Origin of the sequence: Nonomuraea composti (assembly GCF_012034275.1) — a bacterium.
Lineage (GTDB): Bacteria > Actinomycetota > Actinomycetes > Streptosporangiales > Streptosporangiaceae > Nonomuraea > Nonomuraea composti.
On sequence record NZ_JAATEP010000018.1, the window covers coordinates 1 to 24,280 of the forward strand.

Annotated in this window: 22 protein-coding genes; 6 read left to right on the forward strand and 16 right to left on the reverse strand. The window is 71.8% G+C overall.

Annotated features, from left to right (window positions below):
* Nucleotides 1-530 precede the first annotated feature (530 nt).
* Nucleotides 531-974: a MarR family winged helix-turn-helix transcriptional regulator gene (locus HCN51_RS24780; RefSeq protein ID WP_206067737.1), complete on the reverse strand. Its 444-nt coding sequence runs from the start codon at nt 972-974 to the stop codon at nt 531-533.
* Nucleotides 975-1,083: 109 nt separating this feature from the next.
* Here HCN51_RS24780 and HCN51_RS24785 point away from each other — a divergent pair, with 109 nt between their 5' ends.
* The gene (locus tag HCN51_RS24785) at nt 1,084-1,467 is read left to right on the forward strand and encodes a PPOX class F420-dependent oxidoreductase (protein WP_346433776.1); all 384 of its coding nucleotides are present in this window, start codon (nt 1,084-1,086) and stop codon (nt 1,465-1,467) included.
* A 178-nt stretch (nt 1,468-1,645) separates the two neighbouring features.
* On the forward strand, nt 1,646-3,172 hold the full coding sequence (locus HCN51_RS24790; protein WP_346433777.1) for a glycosyltransferase family 39 protein: 1,527 nt from the start codon (nt 1,646-1,648) through the stop codon (nt 3,170-3,172).
* Nucleotides 3,173-3,357: 185 nt separating this feature from the next.
* Here HCN51_RS24790 and tyrS read toward each other — a convergent pair whose 3' ends face one another.
* Nucleotides 3,358-4,626, reverse strand: a complete 1,269-nt coding sequence (gene tyrS, locus HCN51_RS24795) for a tyrosine--tRNA ligase (protein WP_168012014.1) — start codon at nt 4,624-4,626, stop codon at nt 3,358-3,360.
* Nucleotides 4,627-4,815: 189 nt separating this feature from the next.
* Between tyrS and HCN51_RS24800 the strand changes: the two genes are divergently transcribed.
* The gene (locus tag HCN51_RS24800) at nt 4,816-5,115 is read left to right on the forward strand and encodes a PH domain-containing protein (RefSeq protein ID WP_206067740.1); all 300 of its coding nucleotides are present in this window, start codon (nt 4,816-4,818) and stop codon (nt 5,113-5,115) included.
* Here HCN51_RS24800 and HCN51_RS24805 read toward each other — a convergent pair.
* The 9 genes from HCN51_RS24805 to argC are packed head-to-tail and all read right to left on the reverse strand — an operon-like array spanning nt 5,055 to nt 14,111.
* The gene (locus HCN51_RS24805; RefSeq protein ID WP_168012035.1) at nt 5,055-5,819 is read right to left on the reverse strand and encodes a DNA-3-methyladenine glycosylase; all 765 of its coding nucleotides are present in this window, start codon (nt 5,817-5,819) and stop codon (nt 5,055-5,057) included. The genes HCN51_RS24800 and HCN51_RS24805 overlap by 61 nt on opposite strands.
* Nucleotides 5,801-7,222, reverse strand: a complete 1,422-nt coding sequence (gene argH, locus HCN51_RS24810; protein ID WP_168012038.1) for an argininosuccinate lyase — start codon at nt 7,220-7,222, stop codon at nt 5,801-5,803. Before argH ends, HCN51_RS24805 begins: the two co-directional genes overlap by 19 nt.
* 32 nt (nt 7,223-7,254) lie before the next feature.
* Complete coding sequence (locus tag HCN51_RS24815; protein ID WP_168012041.1) at nt 7,255-8,454, reverse strand: argininosuccinate synthase; 1,200 nt, start codon at nt 8,452-8,454, stop codon at nt 7,255-7,257.
* Nucleotides 8,455-8,473: 19 nt separating this feature from the next.
* A complete protein-coding gene (locus tag HCN51_RS24820) occupies nt 8,474-8,980 on the reverse strand; it encodes an arginine repressor (protein ID WP_168012043.1) in 507 nt (168 codons plus the stop codon).
* Nucleotides 8,977-9,900 (reverse strand): ornithine carbamoyltransferase, encoded by a 924-nt coding sequence (gene argF / locus HCN51_RS24825; RefSeq protein ID WP_168012045.1) that lies wholly within the window; start codon nt 9,898-9,900, stop codon nt 8,977-8,979. The genes HCN51_RS24820 and argF overlap by 4 nt, the downstream gene beginning before the upstream one ends.
* Nucleotides 9,897-11,063 (reverse strand): acetylornithine transaminase, encoded by a 1,167-nt coding sequence (locus HCN51_RS24830; protein ID WP_168012047.1) that lies wholly within the window; start codon nt 11,061-11,063, stop codon nt 9,897-9,899. The genes argF and HCN51_RS24830 overlap by 4 nt, the downstream gene beginning before the upstream one ends.
* Complete coding sequence (argB, locus tag HCN51_RS24835; RefSeq protein ID WP_168012049.1) at nt 11,060-11,935, reverse strand: acetylglutamate kinase; 876 nt, start codon at nt 11,933-11,935, stop codon at nt 11,060-11,062. Before argB ends, HCN51_RS24830 begins: the two co-directional genes overlap by 4 nt.
* Nucleotides 11,932-13,083, reverse strand: coding sequence for a bifunctional glutamate N-acetyltransferase/amino-acid acetyltransferase ArgJ (argJ, locus tag HCN51_RS24840; protein WP_168012051.1), 1,152 nt, complete (start codon nt 13,081-13,083; stop codon nt 11,932-11,934). The genes argB and argJ overlap by 4 nt, the downstream gene beginning before the upstream one ends.
* On the reverse strand, nt 13,080-14,111 hold the full coding sequence (gene argC / locus HCN51_RS24845) for an N-acetyl-gamma-glutamyl-phosphate reductase (protein WP_168012053.1): 1,032 nt from the start codon (nt 14,109-14,111) through the stop codon (nt 13,080-13,082). The genes argJ and argC overlap by 4 nt, the downstream gene beginning before the upstream one ends.
* Before the next feature lie 231 nt (nt 14,112-14,342).
* On the opposite strand from argC, the gene HCN51_RS24850 reads away from it, so the two are divergent.
* Entirely contained in the window at nt 14,343-14,798 is a 456-nt protein-coding gene (locus HCN51_RS24850; RefSeq protein ID WP_346433778.1) for a hypothetical protein, read from the forward strand.
* Nucleotides 14,799-14,863: 65 nt separating this feature from the next.
* On the opposite strand, the gene HCN51_RS24855 is transcribed toward HCN51_RS24850, so the two are convergent.
* The 5 genes from HCN51_RS24855 to HCN51_RS24875 form a co-directional block, all read right to left on the reverse strand.
* Nucleotides 14,864-16,906 carry a bifunctional aldolase/short-chain dehydrogenase gene (locus tag HCN51_RS24855; protein ID WP_168012057.1) on the reverse strand — a complete coding sequence of 681 codons (2,043 nt, stop codon included), beginning with the start codon at nt 16,904-16,906 and terminating at the stop codon, nt 14,864-14,866.
* A gap of 6 nt (nt 16,907-16,912) precedes the next feature.
* Complete coding sequence (gene rhaI / locus HCN51_RS24860) at nt 16,913-18,064, reverse strand: L-rhamnose isomerase (RefSeq protein WP_168012059.1); 1,152 nt, start codon at nt 18,062-18,064, stop codon at nt 16,913-16,915.
* Between the two features lie 10 nt (nt 18,065-18,074).
* Nucleotides 18,075-18,392, reverse strand: coding sequence for an L-rhamnose mutarotase (locus HCN51_RS24865; RefSeq protein ID WP_168012061.1), 318 nt, complete (start codon nt 18,390-18,392; stop codon nt 18,075-18,077).
* A 122-nt stretch (nt 18,393-18,514) separates the two neighbouring features.
* Nucleotides 18,515-20,443 carry a beta-galactosidase gene (locus HCN51_RS24870; RefSeq protein WP_168012063.1) on the reverse strand — a complete coding sequence of 643 codons (1,929 nt, stop codon included), beginning with the start codon at nt 20,441-20,443 and terminating at the stop codon, nt 18,515-18,517.
* A gap of 182 nt (nt 20,444-20,625) precedes the next feature.
* Complete coding sequence (locus HCN51_RS24875) at nt 20,626-21,687, reverse strand: Gfo/Idh/MocA family protein (RefSeq protein ID WP_346433779.1); 1,062 nt, start codon at nt 21,685-21,687, stop codon at nt 20,626-20,628.
* 138 nt (nt 21,688-21,825) lie between these two features.
* On the opposite strand from HCN51_RS24875, the gene HCN51_RS24880 reads away from it, so the two are divergent.
* A complete protein-coding gene (locus HCN51_RS24880; RefSeq protein ID WP_080037022.1) occupies nt 21,826-22,827 on the forward strand; it encodes a LacI family DNA-binding transcriptional regulator in 1,002 nt (333 codons plus the stop codon).
* Nucleotides 22,824-24,251, forward strand: coding sequence for a rhamnulokinase (locus tag HCN51_RS24885; RefSeq protein WP_168012065.1), 1,428 nt, complete (start codon nt 22,824-22,826; stop codon nt 24,249-24,251). The genes HCN51_RS24880 and HCN51_RS24885 overlap by 4 nt, the downstream gene beginning before the upstream one ends.
* Nucleotides 24,252-24,280: the final 29 nt, after the last annotated feature.

The following is a 24,280-nucleotide window of genomic DNA, read 5'->3' on the forward strand; positions in this document are numbered from 1 at the left end:
TATTCATCCGTAGCAAATTTCATCAAGTATCACTTGACGAGGTGTTGCATGAAAATCATGCACTGGCTTTTAACACACTGTTGAGTTCTCAAGAAACGGACGCGTACATCCGGCTCGAATTCAGTCTCCTGAACCCTAGCGCGGAGGCGCTATCTCGCTCTTCTCTATCTTATCTGACCGCCAGGTTCCTTGTCAAGTTCAGCGACTTGACGGGAAGCGAGTCGATCTTCCAAGATTGTGTGCCCCGTTTCCGAGGCAACCCTCGTAACTTACCGTGGCATCCGGTCCGTGTCGAATCAACCGATTTTTCCGGTGATGCGCGCACGCCCAGAAGCCGCCCATGCGGGAGCGCGCCGAAGCGGCTCTGCCGGGATGGCTCGTTGTTTCAAGGGGCTTGCCCTGAGGGCCCGTCCGCCTGACCGGCGTCCGGCTCACTCCCCGGGGCGAAGTGAAAGATTAGGTCGCGATCCGCGAGACGTCAAATCGCCTCGCGCGGCCGCCCGGAGATACCGCCCACCAGGAGCGTACCTTCACAGCGCGGACGCGGCCCGGGCGATGGCGTCGTTGCAGCGGGCCAGCAAACCCCGCAGGGTCTTCCGCTCCTCCGCGCTGAACTCGGCCGCGATCGCGCGCTCGATCACCACGGCCCGCTCGTCCGCCGCCTCCAGCGTCGCTCTTCCGGTCTCCGTGAGCCGGGTCTCCAGGACGCTGCGGTGCCAGGGATGCGGGGACCGTTCGATGAGCCCGCGCTCCTCCAGATTCTTGAGCACCACGGTCATCGCCTGGGGCGTGACCAGGCAGACCCGGGCCAGGGCGGCGCCCGAGATGCCGGGGTTGCCGGCGAGGGCGAGCAGGGTCGCGTACTGGGGGACGGTCAGGCCGGCCGGGCGTACGGCTGCCTGTTTGGCGGCGATCAGCGCCTGCTCGGCCCGCTTGATGTCGAGGCCGAGTCGTTCGTCCGCGGGCATGCCCATGGAGCAAGCGTACAACCTCATATGGAAGTACCAACTCTGATGGCCATCAAGGTTTTGATACTGTGCCGTCGGCAAGCGGAAGCAAGAGACACCTGAGAGAGGGTTGCGAGTGATCCCGGAAAGCCACCTTGACCTGCTGACCCGTCCGCTGTTCGCCCACCTGGCGACGATCGGTCCTGACGGCACGCCCCACGTGAATCCGGTCTGGACGATCTGGGACGGCGAGTACTTGCGGTTCACGACCACGACGGATCGCCGCAAGTGCCGCAATGTCCAGCAGAACCCGAACGTCGCGGTCTCCATCAACGACCCCGACAAGCCGTACCGGTACCTGGAGATCCGTGGCGTCGTCGAGCGGGTCGAGCCCGACCCGTCGGGCGCCTTCTTCGACGTGCTGGCCAAGCGGTACGGGCTGGCGTACGAGCCGCCGGTGGGTGACGCCGAGCGGCGGGTGGTGATCGTGGTGAGGCCGACGCGGACGACGCAGCAGTGATGCGGAGATGAGCGGACGAAGCGCACGGATGGGGTAGGAACGGGCGCGCCCCTAATGGGGACGTTGGAGGTCGGAGGTCTCGCGGGGACGGAGGCGGACGATTGCCGCGACGGTCCTATGAGCGGCTGAACGATCACATTCGCCATGCACCGGGGCACATCACGCGTATCCTGCCCCGGTGACCACTGCCGCCACACTCGCTCCCCCGGCTCGCCGCCCGGCCGAACGTTTCCGTACCTCGTCCCCTTGGTGGATGGCGCTGGTCGGCGCGGTCGCCGGGTTCTCCGGTACGGGCTCCGCCACGCTGAACGGCGACGAGCTCGCGACGATCAGCGCCGCCTCGCGCTCGTTGTCCGGGATGATCGAGCTGGCCCGGCACATCGACGGACACTTCCTGCCCTACTACCTGTTCATGCACTTCTGGGCGAAGGCGGGCACGTCGGAGCTGTGGTTGCGGCTGCCGTCCGCGCTGGCGATCGGGGTGGCGGCCTGGTTCCTGGTGGATCTGGGCCGGCGGCTGCACAGCGTGCGGGCCGGGGTGATCGGGGCGGGGATCTTCGCGATCCTGCCTTCGGTGTCCTACTACGGGGCTTTCGCCAGGTCGTACGCGTTCGCGGCGGCCGCGGTCGTGCTCTCGTTCTGGGCGCTGCACCGCGCGCTCGAACGGCCGGGCGCCGCCCGGCGATGGGTGCTGTACGGGGTGGCGGTCGCGCTCGTCTGCTCCACGCACCTGTTCGCGGTGCTCGTGCTGCCCGCGCAGCTCCTGCTGCTGCGGCGGGCGGTGGCGGTGCGGATGCTGGGCGCGCTGGCCGTGGGATGTGTGCCCGCCGCCGTGCTCGGGCTGATCGGGTACGGCGAGCGGCACGCGATCAGCTGGATCCCGGAGCGGGGGCCTGAGGTGTGGCTGAAGTTCCCCAAGATGGCGGCGGGGGCCAACACGCTCGGGATCGTGCTGTTCGTGATGGCGCTGGCCGGGGTCGCGGTGCTCTGGCGCGCGTCGAACCAGGCGGACGGTGCGAACCACGCGGACCAGGCGAATCAGGCGGACGGTGCGAACCAGGCGGAGCAGGCAGGAAAGGCGGGCAAGGTGTGGGCGGCGGTGCTGGCCGGGTGGCTGGTGCTGCCTCCCGTGCTGCTGCTCGCGGTGTCGCTGCTCCTGACGCCGGCGTACGTGGACCGGTACCTGTTCGTGACGGCGCCCGCGCTGGCGCTGCTGGCCGGGCTGGCCGTGGCCAGTTTGCCCCGGTTCCAGGTGGTAGCGGCGGTGCTGGTCGTGGTCGCCGGGTTCGCGCTGGCCTTTCCCGAGCACGCGGAGGTACGGGAGGAGGACGGCCGGTTCGAGAACATCCCGTGGGCGTTGCGCGTGATCAAGGCCGAGCCGGAGGACGCGATCGTCTACGGGCAGAGCCAGTTGCGGGCGGGCTTCGAGTACTACGCCGACTCCCTCATGCCGGTGGACGTGCTGCTGGCGGGGAGTGCGCCGGATCCGGACGGGTTCGGGTATCCCGAGGGGTCCGATGTCTCGGGGGCGCTGGAGGGGCGCGAGCGGGTTTGGGTCGTGTGGCGGGGGACGAAGCAGTCGGGGCTGGAAGGAGGCTCCGTCGCGCGGGTGAAGGAAGTGGAGAAGGCCGGGTTCGAGCTCAGTCTGGCCAAGCACTCCGGGAACCTGCCGGGGCTGACGGTGGCCCTGTTCACCCGCCGCTGAAGTCGCGAGCCCCGGACGGTGCACGCGAGAAGCTCCCGGACGGTGCACGCGGAAAGCTCCCGGCCGATGCACGCGGAAAGCTCCCGGCCGATGCATGCCAAAACCCCGCGGGAGCCGCCCCGTAAAAGCGCAGCGGGCCCTCCGCCCGTACGGAACGGAGGGCCCGCTGCTCGCGTGCGAGGTGGTCAGCCGACCGTGACGCCACCGATCGACTTCTTGCCGCGCCGCAGCACCATGAACCGCCCGTGCAGGAGGTCCTCGGCCGCCGGCACGTACGACTCGTCGGTGATCTTGCGGTTGTTGAGGTAGGCGCCGCCTTCCTTGACCGCCCGGCGCGCCGCCGACTTCGACTCGACCAGCCCGCTGTCGGCCAGCAGGTCGACGAACGAGGCGCCGAGCGCGGGCACGGCGGCCTTGGGCACCTCGGCGAGCGCGGCCTCCAGCGTGGCGGCGGGCAGCTCCTCCAGGGCGCCCTGGCCGAACAGGGCCTTGGAGGCGGCGAGCACCGCGTCCAGCTCCTGCCGGCCGTGCAGCAGCTCGGTGAGATCCTCGGCGAGCGTGCGCTGGGCCTCGCGGGCGAAGGGCCGCTCGGCGACGGCCTTCTCCAGCTGCTCGATCTCCTCGCGGCCGCGGAACGTGAACACCTTGAGGTAGTGGATCACGTCGCGGTCGTCGGAGTTGAGGAAGTACTGGTAGAAGGCGTACGGCGAGGTCATGGCGGGGTCGAGCCAGAGCGCGCCGCCCGCCGTCTTGCCGAACTTGGTGCCGTCGGCCTTGGTGATCAGCGGCTGGGTGATCACGTGGACGTGTGCGCCCTCGACGCGGCGGATCAGGTCGGCGCCCGCGGTGATGTTGCCCCACTGGTCGCTGCCGCCGATCTGCAGGGTGCAGTTGTAGCGGCGGTACAGCTCCAGGAAGTCGTTGGACTGCAGGATCTGGTAGCTGAACTCGGTGTAGCTCAGCCCCTCGCCGGCCAGGCGGGCGGAGACGGACTCCCTGGCGAGCATGCGGTTGACCGGGAAGTGCTTGCCGATGTCGCGCAGGAACGCGATGGCGCTCAGCTCGCCGGTCCAGTCGAGGTTGCTGACGAGGCGGGCCGGGTTGGGGCGGGACTCGTCGAAGTCGAGGAACCTGCCGACCTGGCCGCGCAGGCGCTCGACCCACTCGGCGACGACCTCGGTGGAGTTGAGCGAGCGCTCGGTGTTGCGGCCGCTCGGGTCGCCGATGAGGCCGGTGGCGCCGCCGACCAGGCCGATCGCGTTGTGGCCGGCGAGCTGGAAGCGGCGCAGCGTCAGCAGCGGCACGAAGTGGCCGACGTGCAGGGACGCCGCCGTCGGGTCGAAGCCGCAATAGACCGTGATCGGTGCCTTGGCCATGGACGCGCGCAGGGCGTCGAGGTCGGTGGACTGGGCGATCAGGCCTCGCCACGCGAGGTCGTCAAGGATGTCGGTCACGGTGATCTGGCTTTCCTGTTCGGATGCGGATGCCTTTAGCCTGCCCGATCGGTGCGGATGCGCGCCACTTGGATACGCTGGGTGTCCATGTGGAGGGTCCGTCGCGAGCTGGCCGTTTTCAAGATCTTAGGGGCTCTGGTATGTGCCGGGCTCGGCGTTTACTGGTGGTTCGGGGATGATTTCCGGGGTGTGATCCTGGCCGTCCCCGCGGCCGTGCTGGTGGGCGGGATGGGGCTGCGTGACCTGCTCGTCCCCGTACGGCTGGCGGCCGACCCGAGCGGCATCACCGTCGTGCACGGGTTCGCGGGCCGGCGGCACGTGCCGTGGGAGGCGATCTGGGACGTCAAGGTGGACGTGCGCAGGCGCTGGGGGCTGCGCAGCGAGATGCTGGAGATCGACACCGGCGACGACCTGCACATCTTCAGCCCTCACGACCTGGGCGCCTCTCCCACGGAGGTGGCGGCGGCGCTGCGGCGGCGCGGCACGTGAGCGCGGTACGGCGACACGGTGGGGTCGCCGTCGATCCAGAACCGCCACGGGGTCTCCTTGGCGGTCGAGACGCCGGTGCGCGGCCCTGACCTGATCAGCGCGGGGTCGGCGGGGCGGCCTTCGAGCACGGTGAGCGAGTCGTGCGGGCGTCCGGCGGGTGAGCCCTCCAGGATGGTGTCGAGGCCGTTGTGCTCGCGCACCAGCCCGAGCGCCACGGCGAGCCGGGCGGGGCCGCGCGCCAGATCCCGGTCGGCGACCCGCCTGCCGGCAGGACGGACGCCGCCGTCAGAGCCGGCATCGCCTTCGGACGCACCGGGCGAGCGGCGCAGGCGCGCCTCCGGCTGCCCTGCCACCACCTCGCCCGCGCGCAGCAGCACGGCCGAGCCGGAGCCTTCGGGCAGGCAGACGAGGTTGGCGCAGAAGTGCATGCCGTAGGTGAAGTACACGTACAGGTGCCCCGGCGGGCCGAACATGACCGCGTTGCGGGGCGTTCTGCCCCGGTACGTGTGCGCCGCAGGGTCCTCGCCGGGCCCGCCGTACGCCTCGACCTCGGTGAGGCGCACGGCGACGGAGCCGTGCACGAGCACGCGCCCGAGCAGGTCGGGCGCCACCTCATGGGAGGGCCGGTCGAAGAAGCTCCGCGGCAGCGGCGCCGGGCTCAGCCCGGCGCCGCCCCAGTCGAAGCTCAGCTCCCCGCGGCCCATGCCGCCTGGGCGTCGACCGCCTCGCGCAGCGCGACGAGCTGGTCGCGGACGCGGTCGGGCGCGGTGCCGCCGTGGGCCTTGCGGGCGGCCAGCGCGCCGGGCACGCTGAGCACGTCGCGCACGTCGGGGGTGAGGTGCGGGGAGACCTTGGCCAGCTCGTCGTCGGTGAGCTCGCCGAGGTCCTTGTCGTTGACCTGGCACCACACGACGAGGTGGCCGACGGCCTCGTGCGCCTCGCGGAAGGGAACGCCGCGCCGCACCAGCAGCTCGGCCAGGTCGGTGGCCAGGGCGTAGCCGTCGGGGGCGGAAGCCTCCATGCGCGCGGTGTTGACCCGCATGGTGGCGACCAGGCCGGCCATCGCGGGCAGGACGAGCAGCAGCGTGTCGACCGCGTCGAACACCGGCTCCTTGTCCTCCTGGAGGTCGCGGTTGTAGGTCAGCGGCAGGCCCTTGAGCGTGGTCAGCAGCGACATGAGGTTGCCGATGAGCCGGCCGGACTTGCCGCGGGCCAGCTCGGCCACGTCGGGGTTCTTCTTCTGCGGCATGATGGACGAGCCGGTGGAGTAGGCGTCGTCCATCTCGATCCAGCGGAACTCCTGCGAGGCCCACAGGACGATCTCCTCGCCCAGCCGCGACAGGTGCACGCCGATCATGGCCGCGTCGAAGAGGAACTCGGCGGCGAAGTCGCGGTCGGCGACGGCGTCCATCGAGTTGGGGGCGGCGGCGCTGAAGCCGAGCTCCTCGGCGACGGCCTGCGGGTCGAGCGGCAGCGAGGAGCCGGCGAGGGCGCCGGCGCCGAGCGGGGAGATCGCGGCGCGCTTGTCCCAGTCGGTGAGCCGGTCGACGTCGCGGGCGAAGGCGTGCACGTGGGCCAGGAGCTGGTGGCCGAACGAGACGGGCTGCGCGTGCTGCAGGTGGGTCATGCCGGGCGCGGCCGTCTCGGCGTGCTGCTCGGCCTGGGCCATCAGCGCGGTCTCCAGCTCGACCAGCCGGGAGACGACCGAGCGGGCGTGATCGCGCAGGTACAGGCGCAGGTCGGTGGCGATCTGGTCGTTGCGCGAGCGGCCGGCGCGGAGCTTGCCGCCGAGCGAGCCGAGCCGCTCCAGCAGGCCGCGCTCCAGCGCGGTGTGCACGTCCTCGTCGGCGACCGTGGGCCGGAACTCGCCGGCCTTGCACGCCTGCTCCAGGTCGTCGAGCGCGCCGATCATGCGCTCGAGCTCGTCGGCGGTCAGCAGCCCCGCCCTGTGCAGCACGCGGGCGTGCGCCCTGGACGCCGCCAGGTCGTACGGCACCAGCCGCCAGTCGAAGTGCACACTCACCGACAGCCGGGCCAGCGCGTCGGACGGGCCGCTCTCGAAGCGTCCGCCCCACAGCCGCATCGGCTTGCCATCACTCACCGTCATCTCCTTCGCGTCCCCCGAGACCATAGTGCAACTCAGCCCTTCCTCGCGTCCCGGGCCGCCGCGATCTTAGCGGGCAGGGAGAACAGCTGGACGAAGCCCTTCGCCAGGGACTGGTCGAAGGTGTCGCCCGTGTCGTACGTGGCGAGCGAGAAGTCGTACAGGGAGTCCTCGGAGCGGCGGCCGGTCACGGTGGCGCTGCCTCCGTGGAGCGTCATCCTGATGTCGCCGTTGACGTGCTTCTGCGCGTCGGCGATGAGCGCGTCGAGCGCGCTCTTGAGCGGCGAGAACCACAGGCCGTCGTAGACGAGCTCGCTCCAGCGCTGGTCGACGCCGCGCTTGAAGCGGGCGAGGTCGCGCTCGACGGTGACGTTCTCCAGCTCCATGTGGGCGGCGATGAGGGTGATGGCGCCGGGCGCCTCGTACACCTCGCGCGACTTGATGCCGACCAGGCGGTCCTCGACCATGTCGACGCGGCCGACGCCCTGCGCGCCGGCGCGCCGGTTGAGCTCGCCGATGATCTGGTACGGCGTGAGCGCCCGCCCGTCGAGCTTGACGGGGACGCCCCGCTCGAAGGTGATGACGACCTCGTCGGGCTCGCGCGGCTGCTTCGGGTCGGCGGTGTAGGAGTACACCTCTTCGGTGGGGCCGTTCCAGATGTCCTCGAGGAAGCCGGTCTCGACGGCGCGGCCCCAGAGGTTCTGGTCGATGGAGAACGGGTTCTTCTTCGAGGTCTCGATGGGCAGGCCCTTGGCCTCGGCGTACTCGATGGCCTTGTCGCGGGTCCACGCGAAGTCGCGGGCGGGGGCGATGACCTGGAGGTCGGGGGCCAGGGCGGCGAGGCCGGCCTCGAAGCGGACCTGGTCGTTGCCCTTGCCGGTGCAGCCGTGGGAGACGATCGTGCCGCCGAATCGCCGGGCGGCCGAGACGAGGTGCTTGACGATCAGCGGCCGCGACAGGGAGGAGACCAGCGGGTAGCGGTCCATGTAGAGCGCGTTGGCCTGGAGGGCGGGCACGCAGAAGTCGGCCGCGAACTCCTCCTTGGCGTCCACCACGACGGACTCGACGGCGCCGCAGTCGAGGGCGCGCTTCTGCACGGCCTCCATCTCCTCGCCGCCCTGGCCGAGGTCCACGGCGACGGCGACGACCTCGGCGTTCATCTTCTCGGCGAGGTACGGGATGGCGACCGAGGTGTCGAGGCCGCCCGAATAGGCGAGCACTACTCTGTCGGGCATGGTGTGATCTCCAAGTCGTCTAGCTCCGCCGGTCGGCGGCCTTCAGCAGCGCCTCGGCGAGGGCCTGGCCGCCGGCCGGGTCGCGGCTGATCACGAGGATGGTGTCGTCGCCCGCGACCGTGCCGAGGATCGACTCCCAGTCGGCGTGGTCGATGGCCGAGGCGAGGAACTGCGCCGCGCCCGGCGGTGTGCGTACGATGACCAGGTTGGCCGAGGCTTCCGCGCCGACGAGCAGCTCCTCCGCGATGCGGTGCAGGCGGGCGGCGGGGCTCTCGCCGGTGCCCAGGCGGGTCAGCGGGATGCGGCCGCCGCCCTCGCCGGGCAGCGCGTAGACGAGGGAGCCGTCGTCGGCGCGCAGCTTGAGCGCGCCGAGCTCGTCGAGGTCACGCGAGAGCGTGGCCTGCGTCACTTCCACGCCGCTCTCGGCGAGCAGCTTGGCCAGCTCGGGCTGGGAGCGCACGGCCTTCCGCTGCAGCAGGTCGGTGATCTTCGCCTGCCGCGCGGCCTTGGTCATCGGGATCGTCATGGGCGAGAGACTAGCCAGTGCAAAAGGGCCTTTTGGGCGTGCAAGCGGTTCTCCGCCTGGTCCCACACGACGCTCTGCGGCCCGTCGAGCACCTCGGGGGTGATCTCGTGGTCGCGGTAGGCGGGCAGGCAGTGCAGGACGATCGCGTCGGGGGCGGCGTGCGCGAGCAGCTCCGCGTTCACCTGGTACGGCATGAGGGCGGCCATCCGCTCCTCCTTACCGTCCTGGCCCATCGAAACCCACGTGTCGGTGGCGATCACGTGAGCGCCCTCGGCGGCGGCGGCCGGGTCGGACAGCGCGACCACCGAGCCGCCGGTCTTGGCGGCGATGGCGGCGGCCTGGTCGAGGATGACCGCGTCGGGCTGGTAGCCGGCCGGGGCGGCGACGCGGACGTGCATGCCGGCGGTGGCGCCGCCGAGCAGGTAGGAGTGCGCCATGTTGTTGGCGCCGTCGCCGACGTAGGTGAGGGTGAGCCCGGCGGTGCGGCCCAGCCGCTCCTGAACGGTCTGCAGGTCGGCCAGGATCTGGCAGGGGTGGAACTCGTCGGTGAGCGCGTTGACGACCGGCACGCGGGAGTGCGCGGCCATCTCCTCGATCAGCTCCTGGCCGGTGGTGCGCCAGACGATGGCGGCCACCTGCCGGTCGAGCACGCGGGCGATGTCGGCGATCGGCTCGCCGCGGCCCATGAGAACCGAGACGTTGTCGACGATCAGCGGCAGGCCGCCGAGCTCGCCGATGCCGGTGTGGAAGGAGACGCGGGTCCTGGCCGACGGCTTGTCGAACAGGACGGCGACGCTCCGCGGGCCCTCGAAGGGCCGGTAGCCGAACCGGTCCTTCTTCATGGCGGCGGCGAGGTCGAGGACCTCCGCCTGCTCGGCGGGCGTGAGGTCGTCGTCCCTCAGGAAGTGTCTGACGGTCATTGGGCTGCCTCCGACAGGATCGCGGGGAAGGCGGACACGAACGCGTCCACTTCGTCGGCCGTCACGACGAGCGGGGGGGCGATGCGCACGGCGTCCGGTTGCAGAGCGTTGACCAGGAAGCCGGCGTTCGCGGCGGCCTGCTGGACCTGGGCCGAGCGGGGCTCGGCGAGCACGGCGGCCAGCCACAGGCCGCGCCCGCGCACGCCCTTGAGCAGCGGGTCGCGGACGGACTCCAGGCCGCCGCGCAGCCGCGCGGCCATGGCCCGGACGTGGTCGAGGTCGACGTGGTCGAGCACGGCCAGCGCGGCGGCGCACGAGACCGGGTTGCCGCCGAACGTGGAGCCGTGGTCGCCCTTCTCGAACAGCTTGCCCACGTCGCCGAAGCCGACGCAGGCGCCGATCGGCAGGCCGCCGCCCAGCCCCTTGGCCAGGGTGAGGATGTCGGGGGTGACGCCGTCGGCCTGGTGGGCGAACCAGTGGCCGGAGCGGCCGATCGCCGACTGGATCTCGTCGGCGACCAGCAGCGCGCCGGTGGAGTCGCAGATCTCGCGGGCCGCCTCGAAGTAGCCGTCGGGCGGCGGGACGACGCCGGCCTCGCCCTGGGTGGGCTCCAGGAAGACCGCGATGCAGTCGCCGGTCACGGCCTCCTTGAGCGCGTCGGCGTCACCGTACGGGACGAACCGGACGGGCACGGGGAACGGGCCGAACTGGTCGCGGATGGCCTTCTTGCCCGTCAGGGACAGGGCGCCGATGGTACGGCCGTGGAAGCCGTTCTCGGCGGCCACGAAGTAGGAGCGGCCCTCGCGCCTGCCGTACTTGAGGGCCAGCTTGTAGGCGGCCTCGTTGGCCTCGGTGCCGGAGTTGGCGAGGAAGACGCGGGCGGGGGTGTCGAGCAGGGCGAGCAGCCGCTCGGCGAGCAGCACCTCGGGCTCGTGCAGGAACAGGTTGCTGGTGTGCGCGATCGTGGCGACCTGCTGGGAGACGGCCGCGACCAGGGCCGGGTGGGCGTGGCCGAGGGAGCTGGTCGCGATGCCGGCGATGAAGTCGAGGTACTCCTTGCCGTCGACGTCCCACACGCGGGAGCCCTCGCCTCGTGCCAGGGCGACCGGGGGGACGCCGTAGTTGGGCATGAAAGCGTTCTCGAACCTTTCGAACAGGCTCATGAGGGCATCACCATCGTTCCGATTCCTTCATTGGTGAAGATCTCCAGCAGCAGGGAGTGGGGCACGCGGCCGTCGAGGACATGGGCCCGCGGCACCCCGCCCCGCACGGCCGTCAGGCACGCCTCCATCTTCGGCGCCATGCCGCTGGACAGTGTGGGCAGCATCACTTCGAGCTCGTCGGCGGTGAGCAGGTCGATGACGTCGGTGTCGTCGGGCCAGCCGGCGTACAGGCCCTCGACGTCGGTCAGCACGATCAGCTTCTGCGCCTGGAGCGCCACGGCCAGCGCGGCGGCGGCGGTGTCGGCGTTGACGTTGTAGATCTCGTTGTCGTCGCCCCTGGCGACGCTGGAGATGACCGGGATGCGGCCGTTGTCGAGCAGGGCGTTCACGGCGCCGGGGTCGACCTTGATGATCTCGCCGACCTGGCCGATGTCGACCGGCTCGCCGTCCACGATGGCGTGCTTGCGCACGGCGGTGAACAGGTGGGCGTCCTCGCCGGACATCCCGACGGCGAACGGGCCGTGCCGGTTGACCAGGCCGACGATGTCGCGGTTGACCTGGCCGGTGAGCACCATCCGGACGACCTGCATGGCCTCGGGCGTGGTGACCCGCAGGCCGGCGGTGAACGTGGAGGCGATGCCCGCCTTGTTCAGGGCCGCGCTGATCTGGGGGCCGCCGCCGTGCACGACGACCGGGCGCAGGCCCGCCTGGTGCAGGAAGACGACGTCTTCGGCGAAGCCCTCCTTGAGGGCCTCCTCGGTCATGGCGTTGCCGCCGTACTTGATGACGACGGTGGCGCCGTGGAAGCGGGTCAGCCAGGGCAGCGCCTCGATCAGCGCCTCGGCCTTGGTCTGCGCGGTGGTCAGCCTCATGAGGAGTACGCCGAGTTCTCGTGCACGTAGTCGGCCGTCAGGTCGGTGGTGTGCACGGTGGCGGTGTGCGGGCCCGCCGACAGGTCGATGGTGATCGTCACGTCGCGGGGGCGCATGTCCACCTTGGAGCGGTCGTCGCCGACGGCGCCGCCGCGGCAGATCCAGATGCCGTTGATGGCCACGTTGAGCCGGTCGGGCTCGAACTCCGCGTCGGTGGTGCCGACGGCGGCCAGGACGCGGCCCCAGTTGGGGTCTTCGCCGTGGATGGCGCACTTGAGCAGGTTGGACCGGGCCACGGAGCGGCCGACCTTGACCGCGTCGTCCTCGGAGGCGGCGCCCACCACCTCGATGGCGATGGCCTTGGAGGCGCCCTCGGCGTCCACGAGGAGCTGCCTGGCCAGGTCGGCGCAGACGTCGATGACCCGCTGGCCGAACTCGGCGAGGTCGGGCTTGACGCCGGCGGCGCCGCTGGCCAGCAGCAGCACGGTGTCGTTGGTGGACATGCAGCCGTCGGTGTCGAGCCGGTCGAACGTCACCGAGGTCGCCTTCCGCAGCGCGGCGTCGAGCTCCTCGCTGGTCAGGTCGGCGTCGGTGGTGATCACGCACAGCATGGTGGCCAGGGCCGGGGCGAGCATGCCCGCGCCCTTGGCCATGCCGCCGACCATGTAGCCGGTGCCGCGCTTGAAGGAGATCTTGGAGACGGTGTCGGTGGTGCGGATGGCGTCGGCGGCGGCCAGGCCGCCGTCGCGGGAGAGCTGGCCCGCGGCGGTCTCGACGCCCGCCAGCAGCTCCTCCATCGGCAGCCGCTCGCCGATGAGGCCGGTGGAGCAGACCGCGACCTCACCCGCGGAGTCCTCCAGCGCCTCGGCGACCTTCTCGGCGGTCGCGTGGGTGTCCTGGAAACCTTCGGGGCCCGTGCAGGCGTTGGCGCCGCCGGAGTTGAGGACCACCGCTCGCAGCCGCCCGCCCGCGAGGACCTGCTGCGACCACAGCACGGGCGCGGCCTTCACGCGGTTGGCGGTGAAGACGCCCGCGGCGGCGCGGCTGGGCCCGTCGTTGACGACGAGGGCCAGGTCGCGGGCGCCGCCGGACTTGATTCCGGCGGCGACGCCCGCGGCCCTGAACCCCAGGGGGGCAGTGACACTCATGGAGCAACTCCTGTCGTGGGGAGGCCGAGCTCTTCCGGCAGGCCGAGGGCGAGGTTCACGCTCTGCAGGGCGCCCCCGGCGGTGCCCTTGGTGAGGTTGTCGATGGCGATGACGGCGACCACGCGATCGGCGCGGGTGTCGAGCGTCACCTGCAGCGCCGCGGTGTTGGCGCCGTAGGTCATGGAGGTGGCGGGCCAGACGCCCTCGGGCAGGAGCCGGACGAACGGCTCGTCGCGCAGCGCGCTCTCGTACGCCGCCCGCAGCGACTCGCGGGTGACGCCGGGCGCGGCGGGGGCGGTGCAGGTGGCCAGGATGCCGCGGCTCATGGGGGCCAGCGTCGGGGTGAACGAGACGCGGACGGGCGTGCCCGCGACGGCCGACAGGCCCTGCTCCATCTCGGGGGTGTGCCGGTGGACGCCGCCGACGCCGTACGCGCTGACCGAGCCGATGACCTCGCTGCCGAGCAGGTGGGGCTTGAGCGACTTGCCGGCGCCGCTGGTGCCGCTGGCGGCGACCACGACCACGTCGGGCCCGGCCAGGCCGGCGGCGAAGGCCGGGGTCAGGGCGAGCAGCACGGAGGTGGGGTAGCAGCCGGGGACGGCGATGCGCTTGGCGCCCTTGAGGACGTCGCGCTGGCCGGGCAGCTCGGGCAGGCCGTAGGGCCAGGTGCCGGCGTGCTCGCCGCCGTAGAACTCCTGCCAGGCGGCCGGGTCGGCGAGCCGGTGGTCGGCGCCGCAGTCGACCACGACCGTCTCCTCGCCGAGCTCCGCGAGCTGGGCGGCGACGGCGCCGGAGTGGCCGTGCGGCAGGGCCAGGAAGACGACGTCGTGGCCGGCGAGCGCGTCAGCGGTGGTGTCCTCGATGACGCGGTCGGCGAGCTGCGGCAGGTGGGGCTGGTGGGCGCCGAGGCGGCTGCCGGCGCTGGAGGCGGCGGTGAGCGCGCCGATCTCGAACTCGGGGTGGCCCAGGAGGAGGCGGAGCAGCTCCCCTCCCGCGTAGCCGCTGGCTCCCGCGACCGCTGCCCTCAATGCGACCCTCCTGCATGATTATGCATCAACACTCATGACCTTGCTTGTGAAGATGATGCACTCTAGAGGATGAACATGCAAGCCGGAGCCGCCGTGCCGCTCGGATCGTGAGACTTGTCACCTGCAGGTGAGCTCCAAGATCCCTGCAGCAGGATGGAGGCCATGACGGAGTTCTTGTCCGAATTGGCACCGCGTACACGTGGAAGGGGGCCCGGGCCCTGGGGGCGGGCCGTGCTCGTGCTGCTGTGGCTGGCGGTCTGCCTGGCGCCGCTGCCCTTCGCGGTGGGAGACCTGCAACTGGCCACCGGCCGGACCGGCACGCCCGGGACGCTGCGGGTCGTCTCGTGCGAGGACCTGGGCGAGGGACGGTACGACTGCCGGGGCTGGTTCACCCCCGACAACGGGGAGACGCCCGTGGAGGTGGCCGCCTCCCCCGACTCGGAGCCGGGCGACCTGACGCGGGCCCAGCTCACGCCGGAGGGCGACCGGGCCGCGCCGGCCGGCACCAGGGGCGTGCTGGCCGCGCTCGCGCTGCCCGGGGCCGGGCTGGGCGGGCTGGGGTTCCTGCCGTACGTGATCCTGTACTGGCGGGGCGTGCGCAGCCGGGCCGCCGTGATCGGAGGGATCCTGGTCACGGCGGCCGGAGCGATCGTGATGGTCGTCGGCGTGGTGGCCGCCTACAGCTGACAGACGCCCAGCGGCCGGCCGGCCGCCAGCGCAGGAAGGCGGTGGCCGCCTGCGGCCGGCCGCCGCTAGCGCAGGAAGGCGGCGGCCACCCCCGCATCCACCGGGATGTGCAGGCCCGTCGTGTGGCTCAGGTCGCTCGCGGTGAGGGCGAAGACCGCGTTGGCCACGTGCTCGGGCAGCACCTCGCGCTTGAGCAGGGTCCGCTGGGCGTAGAACTCGCCCAGCTTCTCCTCCTCCACCCCGTACACGGCTGCCCGGTTGGCGCCCCAGCCGGAGGCGAAGATGCCGGAGCCGCGGACGACCCCGTCGGGGTTGACGCCGTTCACGCGGATGCCGTGGGCGCCCAGCTCGGCCGCCAGCAGGCGCACCTGGTGGGCCTGGTCGGCCTTGGCGGCGCCGTAGGCGACGTTGTTCGGGCCGGCGAAGACGGAGTTCTTGGAGGAGATGTAGACGATGTCGCCGCCCATGGCCTGGTCGATCATGACCTTGGCCGTCTCGCGGGAGACCAGGAACGAGCCGCGCGCCATCACGTCGTGCTGCAGGTCCCAGTCGGCCAGCGTGGTCTCCAGGAGCGAGCGCGACAGCGACAGGCCGGCGTTGTTGACGACGAGGTCGACGCCGCCGAACGCGAGCACGCCCGCGCGTACCGCCGCGGTGATCTGCTCCTCCGACGTGACGTCCACCCCGACCGCCACGGCGACGTCGGAGACCCGGTAGGCGTTCGCGCCGATCTCGGCGGCCACCTTCTCGGCCGCGCCGAGGTCGCGGTCGGCCACGATCACGCACGCGCCCTCGGCGGCCAGCCGGCGGGCGGTGGCCGCGCCGATGCCGGAGCCGCCGCCGGTCACGAGCGCGACCCTGGTGGCCAGCGGCTTGGGCTTGGGCATGCGGCGCAGCTTGGCCTCCTCCAGCTCCCAGTACTCGATGCGGAACTTCTCCGACTCGGGGATGGGGGCGTAGCGGGAGACGGACTCGGCGCCGCGCATGACGTTGATGGCGTTGACGTAGAACTCGCCGGCCACGCGGGCGGTCTGCTTGTCCTTGCCGAAGGAGAACATGCCGACGCCCGGCACCAGCACGATCGCCGGGTCGGCGCCGCGCATGGGCGGCGAGTCGGGGGTGGCGTGCCGCTCGTAATAGGCGGTGTACTCCGCGCGGTAGGCGGCGTGCAGCTCGCGCAGCCGCTCGGCGACGTGCTCCAGCGGGGCGTCCGGCGCCAGGTCGAGCACCAGCGGGGCGACCTTGGTGCGCAGGAAGTGGTCGGGGCAGGAGGTGCCGAGCGCCGCGAGCCTCGGGTGCTCGGCGCGGGAGACGAAGTCGAGCACCTCGGGGGTGTCGGTGTAGTGGCCGACCACCCGCACGTCGGTCGAGGCCAGGCCCCTGATCAGCGGGAAGAGCGCGGCGGCGCGGGCGTGCCGCTCGGCCTCGGGCAGCGTGTCGTGCACGACCGGACCGAACGGGTCGGGGCGGCCGTGCTCGGCCAGGTACGCCTCGGCGGTGCGGATGATCTCCAGCGAGCGGGCCTCGCACTCCTCGGAGGTGTCACCCCAGGCGGTGATGCCGTGGCCGCCCAGGATGCAGCCGATGGCCTGCGGGTTGGCCTCCTTGATGGCGGCGATGTCGAGGCCGAGCTGGAAGCCGGGCCGCCGCCACGGCACCCACACGACGCGGTCGCCGAACACGCGCCTGGTCAGCTCCTCGCCGTCGGCGGCGGTGGCGATCGCGATGCCCGCGTCGGGGTGCAGGTGGTCGACGTGGCCGGCCTCGACCAGGCCGTGCATGGCGGTGTCGATCGACGGCGCGGCGCCGCCCTTGCCGTGCAGGCAGTAGTCGAAGGCCGCGACCATCTCGTCCTCGCGCTCGACGCCCGGGTAGACGCCCTTGAGCGCGCGCAGCCGGTCGAGGCGGAGCACGGCGAGGCCGACCTGCTTGAGGGTGCCGAGGTCGCCGCCGGAGCCCTTGACCCACAGCAGCTCGACCTCCTCCCCGGTCACGGGGTCGGGCGCGGCGCCCTTGGCCGAGGTGTTGCCGCCGGCGAAGTTGGTGTTGCGCGGGTCGGCGCCGAGGCGGTGGGAGCGTTCGAGGAGCTCGTTGATGACGTTGGACATGATGGTTCAGGCCCCCCAGCCGGCCTGGTTGCCGCCGACGCGCTCGGCGGCGATCTTCTCGAAGTATCCGGACTTGGCGTAGGCGGCCATCGGGTCGGGCGCCAGGCCCATCTCCTCGCGCAGCTCGGCGAGCAGCGGCCGCACGTCGGTGTTGTAGGCGTCCATCAGGACGGCGTTGGCGCCCAGCACGTCGCCCGCGCTCTGCGCGGCGCTCAGCGCGTCGCGGTCCACGAGCAGCGCCTTGGCGGTGGCCTCCTGCACGTTCATGACCGAGCGGATCTGGCCCGGGATCTTGGGCTCGATGTTGTGGCACTGGTCGAGCATGAACGCGACCTCGTCGGTGAACCCGCCGCCCCTGATCACCTCGTACATGATGCGGAAGAGCTGGAACGGGTCGGCGGCGCCCACCATCAGGTCGTCGTCGGCGTAGAAGCGGGAGTTGAAGTCGAAGCCGCCGAGCTTGCCCTCGCGCAGCAGGAACGCGACGATGAACTCGATGTTGGTGCCGGGCGCGTGGTGACCGGTGTCGACCACGACCTGCGCCTTGGGGCCGAGCTTGACGCAGTGGGCGTAGGCGGTGCCCCAGTCGGGCACGTCGGTGGCGTAGAAGGCGGGCTCGAACAGCTTGTACTCCAGCAGGAAGCGCTGGCCCTCGCCCAGGCGGTCGTAGACCTCGGCCAGCGACTCGGCCAGGCGGTCCTGGCGGGCGCGGAGGTCGTCCTGGCCGGGGTAGTTGATGCCGTCGGAGAACCACAGCTTCAGCGTGTCGGAGCCGGTGGCGTCCATGATGTCGACGCATTCGAGCAGGTGGTCGGTGGCCTTGCGGCGCACCCGCGCGTCGGGGTGGGTGACGCTGCCCAGCTTGTAGTCGTCGTCCTGGAACACGTTGGAGTTGATCGCGCCGATCGCCACCCCGAGGTCGCGGGCGTGGCGGGCCAGGTCGGCGTAGTCGTCCACCTTGTCCCACGGGATGTGCAACGCGACCGTGGGGGCGATGCCGGTGTAGGCGTGCACCTGCGCGGCGTCGGCCAGCTTCTCGTACGGGTCGCGCGGCACCCCCTGCTGGGCGAACACCTTGAACCGGGTGCCGCTGTTGCCGTAGGCCCAGGACGGCGTCTCGATGCGCTGCGCGCGCAGCGCGGCCTTGATGTCAGTCATTACTCCCCGATCAATCCAGGTGGAACACTTCGGTCAGCGGGACCATGCCCTCGTCGGGGCGGCCGTCGAGGCCCTCGAAGAGCGGCGCCATCTCGGCCTGCCAGCGGGCGTTGACCTCGGTCTCGGCCATCGCCTTCTGTGCGGCCTCGAAGTCCTCGGTCTCCAGGTATCCCACGAGGAGGCCGTCGTCCCTGAGGAAGAGCGAGTAGTTGTGCCAGCCGGTGCGCGACAGCGCCTCTCGCATCTCCGGCCAGACGTCGCGGTGGCGTTCGCGGTACTCCGCCAGCCGCTCTGGGCGGACTTTCAGCAGGAAGCAGACGCGTTGCACTGACACTCCTTTCAAAAACGTTTTAATCCGTCGTGCAGGAAACTATGATTCCTGGTGCTCGCTGTCAATGGACCAGCGGGCCCCGATCCAGCGCCGATGGCGGACCGGGGCGATGACACGTTTTAAGAGGTCGGGACGATCACGACGTCTCCGGCCGGCACCGTGATCACCCGGTCCCCGCTCGCGACGGTGGCGTCCTCGCCCGTGTGGTTGATCGCGAACAGGAACGAGCGGCCGTCCGGGTGCGAGCGCCGCACGACCTCCACCCCCGGCACGGTCTGCGCCGCCGGTGACACCCCCGCCTCCCGGCAGGCCGTGGCCAGCACCCCGGCCAGGGCGGCGTCGTCGAGCAGGGTGGTCAGGTAGTGGGCCGTGCCGGCGCCGAACTCGTTGCGGGTCCAGGCGGGCTCGCCCGTCGCGTACGTGTCGAGCACCTTGGCGGTGGTGACCCGCGCCGCCTCGCTCCACACGCCGCCCGTCGCGCCCGAGGCCAGCCGGATCGGCTCCTCCAGGGGAAAAAACTCCTCGGCGCTGACGCCGAGCAGGTCCCGCCACGCGCCCGGGTAGCCGCCCAGCCGCACCCGGTCGTGCTCGTCCACGATCCCGCTGTACGGGCCCACGACCACGACCCCGCCCCGCCGGGCGAACTCCTCCAGATTGGCCGCCCCCGCGTCGCTCACCAGGTAGAGCTGCGGCACCACGACCAGGCGGTACCCGGTCAGGTCGCCCTCGGGGTGGGCCAGGTCGCAGGTGACGCCGGCCCGCCACAGCGCGGCGTGCCAGCGCTTGGCCTCCTCCACCGGGTCCAGCTCGGCGGTGGGCTGGGCGGGGTGGTCCTGCGCCCACACGCTGGAGTGGTCGAGGAGCAGGGCGACGTCGGCCTTGACGGTGCTGCCGGCCACGCCGGACAGCCCGGCCAGCTCGGCCCCGAGCGCCACCACCTCGCGCCAGATCTTGGTGTCGGTGCCGGCGTGCGGCAGCATCGCCGAGTGCCACTTCTCGGCGCCCGCCCTGGACTGGCGCCACTGGAAGAACATGATCCCGTCGGCGCCCCTGGCCAGATGGGACAGGGAGTTGCGGCGCAGCTCGCCGGGGGTCTTGGCGAGGTTGCGCGGCTGCCAGTTGACCGCGCTGGTGGAGTGCTCCATGAGCAGCCACGGCCGGCCGCCGTTGAGCGAGCGGGCGTAGTCGGCGGCGAAGGCCAGGTCGATGTGGCGCTCGCGGCGGGCGCCGATCAGGTAGTGGTCGGTGGAGACGACGTCCAGCTCGGCGGCGAAGGCCCAGCAGTCCATGTCCCAGTGGGCGCCGGCCATCAGGTTGGTGGTGGCGGGCACGTCCGGGGTGAGCCGCCTGAGCAGGTCGCGTTCGGCGCGGTAGAGCTCCACCAGCGCGTCGGAGCTGAACCGGCGGAAGTCGAGCTGCTGGCCCGGGTTGGGGAAGCTGGGGGTGGCGCGGGGCGGCAGGATCTGCGCCCAGTCGCTGTAGCGCTGCGACCAGAACGCGGTTCCCCAGGCGTCGTTGAGCGCGTCGAGGGAGGAGTAGCGGGTGCGCAGCCAGGCGCGGAAGGCGGCGGCCGAGGTGTCACAGTAGCAGCGGGCGTTGTGGCAGCCGTACTCGTTGTGCACGTGCCACAGCACCAGCGCCGGGTGGTCGCGGTAGCGCAGGGCCACCTGCTCGGCGACGCGCAGCGCCTTCTCGCGGTAGATGGGCGAGCTCGGGCAGAAGCCCTGCCGGCTGCCGTGCCACAGGCGCCGCCCGTCGGCGTCCACGGGCAGCGCCTGCGGGTAGGCGTCGGAGAACCACGGCGGCGGGGAGGCGGTGGGGATGGCGAGGTTGGCGCCGATGCCGTGCTCGGCCAGCAGGTCCATCGCCCGGTCGAGCCAGCCGAAGTCGAACACGCCCTCGACGGGCTCGATCGATGACCAGGAGAAGATCCCGACGCTGACCCGGTTGACGCCGGCCTCGCGCATCAGCGCGACGTCCTGCTCCCACGTCTGCTCGGGCCACTGCTCGGGGTTCCAGTCACCGCCGTACGCGATGCCATCCGGCATGAAGGTCTGCCTTTCGAGATTATTGTTAGCGCTACCAGCCTGTTACGCCGGTGTTTACCGGGGATTAAAACGTTCTGGTCATAGAGCGCACAAGACCTCAGCCCACCACGAAGAGCATTGGCGCAGGTCAGCGCCGTTGATTCGAGACGAGTCCCAGGTCCTCGCGGGCGGCGGGAGGCCGGTCAGGATCGTGCTGCGGTGAAGAACGTTTCAATGCCGCCGTCGAGCCGGTGGCAGAACGGGCTGTCCGGGGTGATCTCCGCGCGCAGCACCGGGCGGCCGGTGAAGGCGGAGGCGTACAGGCCGGTGACGAATTCCATGGCGCGCCGCGCGTCCGCGCCGGAGGCCGGCGGGCGCTCGCCCCGCTCGTAGGCGTCGAGCAGCAGGCCGAGCTGGGTGGCGTGGGTGCTGGGGACGTCCTCGGGCGGGCTCCACAGCGGCGAGGTGGAGCTCCAGTCGGCGTTGCGGTAGCCGTACAGGTGGCGCAGCTCCACCGTGGCATCGGCGAAGTCGAAGCGCAGGTAGCTCTCCTGGCGCGGCGACAGCACGCTGGTGACGACCGAGCCCATGGCGCCGTTGTCGAAGCGGACCATGGCCAGCGACACGTCCTCGGTCTCGATCGGCCGGTCGAGGCGGCCGGCCATGGCCCTGATCTCCGCCCAGTCGCCGAACACTGACAGCATGAGGTCCATCTGGTGCACACCGTGCAGCACGGTGGTGCCGCCGCCCTCGGTGGCCCATTTGCCCCGGTACGGCACGGCGTAGTAGTCGTCGCCCCGGTGCCAGGTCGTCTGGCACAGCGCCAGCAGCGGCCGGCCCAGTGGCCGGCCCGGCGCCCCGCCCAGCGCGCGCAGGTGCTCGGCACCGGAGCCGAAGCGCTGCTGGTAGACGACCGACAGGTACGGCCCGCCCGCCCCCTCGGCGGCGGCCATCCGGTCGAACTCGGCCAGCGAGAGCGCGGCCGGCTTCTCGCACCACACCCACGCCCCCGCCGACAGGGCCGCGATAGCCTGCTCCACGTGCAGGTACGGCGGCGTGCAGACGATCACCAGGTCGGGGCGCTCGGCATCGAGCAGCTTCCCCAGATCCGTGTACGCCGCGGCGCCGCCGGCGAGCGCCTTGGCCCTGGCCTCGTCCACGTCCGCCACGGCCACCAGCTCCACCCGGTCGCGGTGGGCCCGCAGGGCGGGCACGTGGCTGTGCGCGGCGATGGCGCCGGCCCCTACCATGGCAGCCCGGATCACGAGCGCTCCTCTTATAGAAACGTTTTACTTCCGGCGCGCGACGTTAGGCGGCCCGTGACGGTGGTGTCAACGCGGATGCGCGGTGCCACCGGTGCCGCGACTGGCGCACACCCCGTTAGTACGTTTTAATTTGTCCTCATGGCCATGGTCAGCATCAAGGACGTCGCCGCACACGCCGGCGTCTCCCCCGGCACGGTCTCCAACGTACTGAACCGGCCCGGCAAGGTCGCCCCCGCGACGCGCGAGCGGGTGGAGGCCGCCATCAGCGAGCTGGGGTTCGTCCGCCACGGCTCGGCCTCGACGCTGCGCGCCGGGCACAGCAGGACGATCGGCCTGAGCGTGATCGACATCGGCAACCCGTTCTTCACCGAGGTCGCCGCCGGCGTCGAGGACGTCGCCAGCGAGCTCGGCTACGCCGTGATCCTCGGCAACTCCGCCGGCTCGCAGGACAAGGAGGAGCGCAACCTGCGGGTGCTGGCCGAGCAGCGGGTGCGCGGCGTGCTGATCACCCCGTCGGGCGAGGACCCGGCCCGGCTCGACCGGCTGCGCGAGCACGGCATCAGCGTCGTGCTGGTCGACCATCCGGCGCACCGGCCCGACCAGTGCGCGGTGGCCGTGGACGACGTCGCGGGCGGCCGGGCCGCCGCGGCCCACGTGCTGGCCAGGGGCGCGCGCACCCTCGCGTACGTGACGGGCCCGCTGACCATCCGCCAGTGCGTGGAGCGGCGCGAGGGCGCCAAGGCGGCGATGCGCGCCGCCGGGCTCGACCCCGGCGACCTGCGGGTGGTCGAGACGGCGACGATGACGGCCCGCGCGGGCGAGAAGGCCGCCGCCGACCTGATCGCCGGCGGCCTGCCGGAGGCCGTCTTCTGCGCCAACGACCTGCTCGCGCTGGGCGTGCTGCGGGCGCTGCTGCGCTCGGGCGTGCGGGTGCCGGAGGAGGTGGCGCTCATCGGCTACGACGACATCGACTTCGCCGCCGCCTCCACGGTCTCGCTCACCTCGATGCGCCAGCCCACGTACCAGCTCGGCCGCATCGCCACCGAGCTGCTGCTGGACGAGTGCGACAACCCCGACACGCACGCGCACCAGCACATCATGTTCCAGCCCGAGCTCGTCGCCAGGGAGTCCACCCAATGAGCCGCCGTTTCGCCGCCGTCGACCTGGGCGCCTCCAGCGGGCGGGTGATGCTGGCCGACCTGTCCGAGGGGCTGAGCCTGACCGAGGCGCACCGCTTCCCCAACGGCCCGGTGCGCGTCGCCGGCCGCCTCTACTGGGACATCCTCGGCCTCTACCGCGAGATCCTGACCGGCCTGCGCGCGGCCGGCCCCGTCTCCTCCATCGGCGTGGACTCGTGGGCGGTGGACTACGCGCTGCTCGACGCGTCGGGCGCCATGCTGGGCAACCCGGTGCACTACCGCGACGACCGCACGGCCGGCGTGGCCGAGCGGGTGGCCGCCTCCGTCGGCGCGGAGAGCCTGTACGACGTGTCGGGGCTGCAGGTCCTGCCCTTCAACACGGTCTACCAGCTCCTGGCCGAGCCGCGGCTGGGCGAGGCGGCCACGATGCTGCTGATCCCCGACCTGATCGGCTACTGGCTGACCGGCGAGGCGGGCGCCGAGGTGACCAACGCCTCCACCACGGGCCTGCTCGACGTGCGCACCCGCGCGTGGGCGCTGCCGCTGGTCAAGCAGCTCGGCCTGCCGGAGGGCATCCTGCCGCCGCTGCGGCAGCCCGGCGACCTGCTCGGCGGCCTGCGCAGGGACGTGGCGGGCGAGATCGGCTGGTCGGCGCCCGTGCGGGCGGTGGGCTCGCACGACACTGCCTCCGCCGTGGTCGCGGTACCGGCCGCGGCGCCGGTCTCCGGCCCCGCCTTCGCCTACGTCTCGTGCGGCACCTGGTCGCTGGCCGGGGTGGAGCTGCCCGGCCCCGTGCTCACCCCCGAGAGCCGCGCCGCGAACTTCACCAACGAGGCCGGCATCGACGGCACCGTCCGCTACCTGCGCAACGTCATGGGCCTGTGGCTGCTGCAGGAGTGCCTGCGCGCCTGGCCCGGCTCCGGCCTGGGCGAGCTACTGAAGGCCGCGGCGGGCGAGCGGCCGTTCGCCGCCGTGGTCAACCCCGACGAGCCCGTCTTCCTGCCGCCGGGCGACATGCCGGCCAGGATCGCCGCCGAGTGCCGCCGCACCGGGCAGCGCCCGCCTGCCTCCCCCGCCGCGTACGTGCGGTGCGTGCTGGAGAGCCTGGCCCTGGGGCACCGCGAGGCCGTGCGGCAGGCGATGGAGCTGTCGGGCCGCGAGGTCGAGGTGGTGCATCTGGTGGGCGGCGGGTCGCGCAACGAGCTGCTGTGCCAGTTCACCGCCGACGCGTGCGGGCTGCCGGTGGTGGCGGGCCCCGCGGAGGCCACCACGCTCGGCAACGTGCTGGTGCAGGCGCGCGCGGCCGGGCTGGTGTCGGACCTTGAGGAGATGCGGGCGCTGGTCGCCGCCTCGCAGCCGCTGCGCCGCTACGAGCCGTCCGGCGCGCGCGCCGGCTGGGACGAGGCGGCCTCCCGGGTGTTCTGACCTGCCGGTTTTCCTGCGGCCGTGCCAGG